This window comes from Endozoicomonas sp. (genome assembly GCF_031844845.1).
In the GTDB taxonomy this organism is placed as follows: Bacteria; Pseudomonadota; Gammaproteobacteria; order Pseudomonadales; family Endozoicomonadaceae; genus Endozoicomonas.
Map to the genome: position 1 here is coordinate 1 of NZ_JAVRMB020000284.1, position 4,114 is coordinate 4,114.

General features: G+C 47.5%; 3 protein-coding genes. All 3 read right to left on the reverse strand.

Annotated features, from left to right (window positions below; genetic code table 11):
- Positions 1–538: 538 nt before the first annotated feature.
- A complete protein-coding gene (locus RM811_RS15165) occupies positions 539–1,993 on the reverse strand; it encodes a carbon starvation protein A (RefSeq protein WP_402525878.1) in 1,455 nt (484 codons plus the stop codon).
- A 57-nt stretch (positions 1,994–2,050) separates the two neighbouring features.
- A complete protein-coding gene (gene araC, locus RM811_RS15170) occupies positions 2,051–2,920 on the reverse strand; it encodes an arabinose operon transcriptional regulator AraC (protein WP_402525880.1) in 870 nt (289 codons plus the stop codon).
- Positions 2,921–3,144: 224 nt separating this feature from the next.
- Positions 3,145–4,101, reverse strand: coding sequence for a transaldolase (tal, locus tag RM811_RS15175; RefSeq protein ID WP_402525883.1), 957 nt, complete (start codon positions 4,099–4,101; stop codon positions 3,145–3,147).
- Positions 4,102–4,114: the final 13 nt, after the last annotated feature.

The following is a 4,114-nucleotide window of genomic DNA, read 5'->3' on the forward strand; positions in this document are numbered from 1 at the left end:
ATTTCATGATCGATGAAAAAAAGTACCATTTTTTTATATTTTCATTATGAATCTGGCAACACCCACTGTCGTTTAAACTCCCATAGCGCGATGTTATTTTTAACCTTCAGCGGAAGCATATCCCAAGAAAACATCTTTGGATGGACATTAAGGAAGTATCCATGTGCTGCAAGGGCTTCAAAACTGGCAGGGTATTCAGTTAGCCCATATCTTGTATTCGATTACACATAAATCCATGCATTATTTCAACAAATAACTTCCTGATTTCAATCTATCTGGGAGGGTGTGTTTTTTCACCACAGTACCCGAGGGGCATAAAAGGCACAGAGCTCACGGAGTTTAGAAGAACAAAAAAAATCGGGGTCAGGTCTTTCATTTTGCATAACTAACGTCGTCTACCACATGAAAGCCCGGACCGGTTCTGTCGTTTTGCATTCCAAAAATAGACAATCCATGGTTTGTTCATGCTAATGCAAAATGAAAGACCCCCAGCCTCTCAGATGGCAGCAACCAGGGAACACTTTTAATTACACCCGGATTAATCCCGCCTTGCTTTACGATCAACAATAATCAGGATGATTAAAATAATAACGCCAATGATGGCTCCGGCGGGTCGGGCCGATGCCATCGGGATGCCGAAACCAATGCTGGCACTGAGGATATAAGACAGTGTCACACTGCTACCAATCACGGCAGGCAGGCTGGCAATCCAGTGAAAGGTTCCCCGGTCGAACAGGTATTTTGTTGCCAGCCACAACACGCTGGTGGATAACAGCATGTTAGAGAATGCAAAATACCGCCAGATTAATGAGAAGTCCACAAAGGTGATCAGGTAGGCGACAACTAAAATGGGTACCGCCAGAAAAATACGGTTACGCATGTTTTGAGGAATATTAAAGGCGTCAACAAGGGTCAGGCGAAGCGAGCGAAAGGCAGTATCACCGGAAGTGATGGGGAAAACCGCCACAGCAATGATCGCCATGATACCGCCCATAACGCCTAAATAACTGGATGCTACCTGATTCACTACCAGGCCAGGGCCACCCTGGTCGAGCACAGACTGCAGTTCCGCATAACCACCGGGGAACGCCGATATACCCGCCAGGGCCCACACGCAGGCAACCACCCCTTCGGCCATCATGGCACCGTAATAAACGGGTCGAACATATTTTTCATTGGTCAAACAGCGCGCCATGATAGGGGCTTGAGTCGAATGAAAGCCACTGATGGCACCGCAGGTTATGGTTAAAAACAGCAGGGGCCACACAGACAACCCACCCGGATCAGGCGCTAACAACGGTTCCTCAGTATGGGAAAAGTAAGCAAATACATCTGTAATTTCTGGCATGTTGGGCGCGTCAATCAGCAGAGCTACGGCAATTGATGTAGTCATCACAATCATCAGCAGGCCGAACAGTGGATACAGTCGGGTAATGATTTTATCAATGGGAAGCAGGGTTGCCAGAAAATAGTAGCCAAGAATCAGCAATACCCAGAACGTATTACTGGCCAGAAAGGTTCCTTTAAAATAGCTGAGGTTACTCAGTAGCCCCGCAGGGCTCATGATAAACACGACACCCACAAAAAACAGCAGCATCGTGGTAAAAACGAGCATGACCCCTTTGAAATAAATATTGTAATAATGCCCGGCAATTTCGGGCAGAGACTTGCCGTTTTCCTTAATGCTCAATACCCCCGAGAAATAATCATGAACTGCGCCACCGGCGATATTCCCCAAAACAATCCATACCAGCGCGATGGGGCCATACAGGGCACCAAGGATGGGGCCAAAAATAGGGCCGACACCGGCTATATTCAGAAACTGGATCAGAAAGGCTCTTACCGGATGAATTTCAACATAGTCAACGCCGTCATTAAAACGCTTTTGCGGCGTCAGGGCATCAGGATCAATGCCTGCCTGTTGCTCAACAAAAGGGCTGTAAAATTTATAGCCAAGAAACAGGCAAAACAGGCATAACAGGAAAACGGCCATGGTCTACTACTCTTTCTGGAAATTAAGGGGGATTTCGCTTCAGATCGATCGTCAGGGCTAATCCTCTTCAATGGAAACATGATAATTGCGAAAAGCTTTTGGACTCACACCAATAACACGCTTAAAAATCCTTGAAAAATACAATGGGTCGGTATAACCCACTATTCTACTGATTCTGTTGATGGATATCTGACTGGTTGTTAAAAGCTGTTTGGCGTAATTAATACGCTGATCATTACGCCACTGAATAATAGTAGAGCCCACGTCCTCGCGAAACAAATGAGCTAACCTGGAAGCAGACAAATACACCCGGGACGCTAATTCCTCAACGCTGTACTCCCTGCAAATGTTGTCTGACATAATATTGATCACTTCAATTATTCTGGGATCAAGCTTTCTGATGGCATTTTCAGGTTGAAGCGTTTTACAGCGAATAAGTAGCTGTTCAAGCAAATTAACCGCGAGCTCTCCGCTGAAGGGGGTATCCTGTTTTGAAGCCAGATCAACGTCAATAAACAGTGATTCAATTAGTTGAACGCTGTCTTCTGACAAGTTTTTGGTGAGGTATACACCACCCGTGCTTAACTGCCAGCTCAACAGTTCTGACCAGAAACCTCTTGGACGAAAATAAATCCAGCGATGGTACCACCGGGGTTCCTGATCATGGCGCTGGTAAAAATGCGCAGCCTCCGGGGGGAATAACAGCAAATCACCATGACCCACTTCAAACTGATCCTCTCCCCTGAAGATCATCCCTTTTCCCCGGGTCGTTATATTAATAATGAAACCCTGCATGCCATTGGGGCGGTCAATAATAAAATCCAGTTCGGAATCACGCTCTATGGGCGTTAACCCGGCGACCAGGTGGGCATCAAAGTCGTAATTGGGAAGAAGGGGGTTATCAAGCTGCATAGGGGGAAACTTCATGGTGTTTATTGCTGCAATGTATTATCCCATGTCACTGTTGATGAAAACAGCGTTGCATCTGAATGCAGACAGCATTTGTCGTGCATAAATCCAGATCGCCCTCGTTCCCACGGTCCTCCGTGGGAATGCATACCACACCCGTCAACAGGTACGGAGTCCGTCGGAAGTATCGGTATGCATTCCCACGCTGGAGCGTGGGAACGAGGAGAAATCATCAATAGAATTCACATTTTACTGCGGATAAGGTCTTCAAGCTTACCCTGATCCAGGGCAAAGTTGCGAATCCCTTCGGCCAGCTTTTCAGTGGCCATTGGATCCTGATTATGCGCCCAGCGAAACTCGGCTTCAGTCATGGCTTTCGGACGAGCAGCAGGCTTGTTTATCTCAGAAAACAGTTTCTGAATAACGGGTTCTTCATTCTGGCTTAGTTCTTCCAGCAATGGCGGGCTGATAGTCAGACGGTCGCAACCGGCCAGCTCCAGAATCTCACCAATATTGCGGAAGCTGGCCCCCATAACAATGGTGCTGTATTCCATGGACTTGTAATAGTTGTAAATGGTCTGAACAGACAGAACGCCCGGATCTTCTGCGGCTTCATAGCCGGAGGTGCCTGTTTTGGCTTTGTGCCAATCCATGATGCGACCCACGAACGGGGAGATCAGGAAGGCACCGGCTTCGGCACAGGCACGGGCCTGGGCAAAACTGAACAGTAACGTCAGATTGCAGTTAATGCCCTCTTGCTCCAACACTTCTGCGGCACGAATACCTTCCCAGGTAGAGGCCAGTTTAATCAGAATCCGGTCTTTGCCAACACCGGCTTCTTCGTACAGTTTGATCAGTTTACGGGCTTTGATGATACAGGCGTCAGTGTCAAAGCTCAGACGGGCATCCACTTCTGTTGAAATACGACCAGGGACAATTTTGACAATCTCTGTGCCAATGCTGACGGCCAGTTTGTCGGAGGCTTCCTCAATTTGTTGTTCACTATCGGAGGTGATGTGTTTTGCGTAGTTGATGGCGTCATTCAGAAGCGATTCATACACAGGTAGCTGGGCGGCTTGCAGAACCAGAGAAGGATTGGTAGTGGCATCCTCTGGCTGGAAACGGCTAATGGCTTCGATGTTGCCCGTATCGGCGACGACGGTTGTGTATTGCCTGAGTTGTTGCAACTGGTTTTCCATGATGGACTCCTGT

Coding starts and splice junctions, on each gene's coding strand:
- araC (WP_402525880.1), bottom strand. CDS start 2,920: ATGAAGTTTCCCCCTATGCAGCTTGATAACCCCCTTCTTCCCAATTAC.
- RM811_RS15165 (WP_402525878.1), bottom strand. CDS start 1,993: ATGGCCGTTTTCCTGTTATGCCTGTTTTGCCTGTTTCTTGGCTATAAA.
- tal (WP_402525883.1), bottom strand. CDS start 4,101: ATGGAAAACCAGTTGCAACAACTCAGGCAATACACAACCGTCGTCGCC.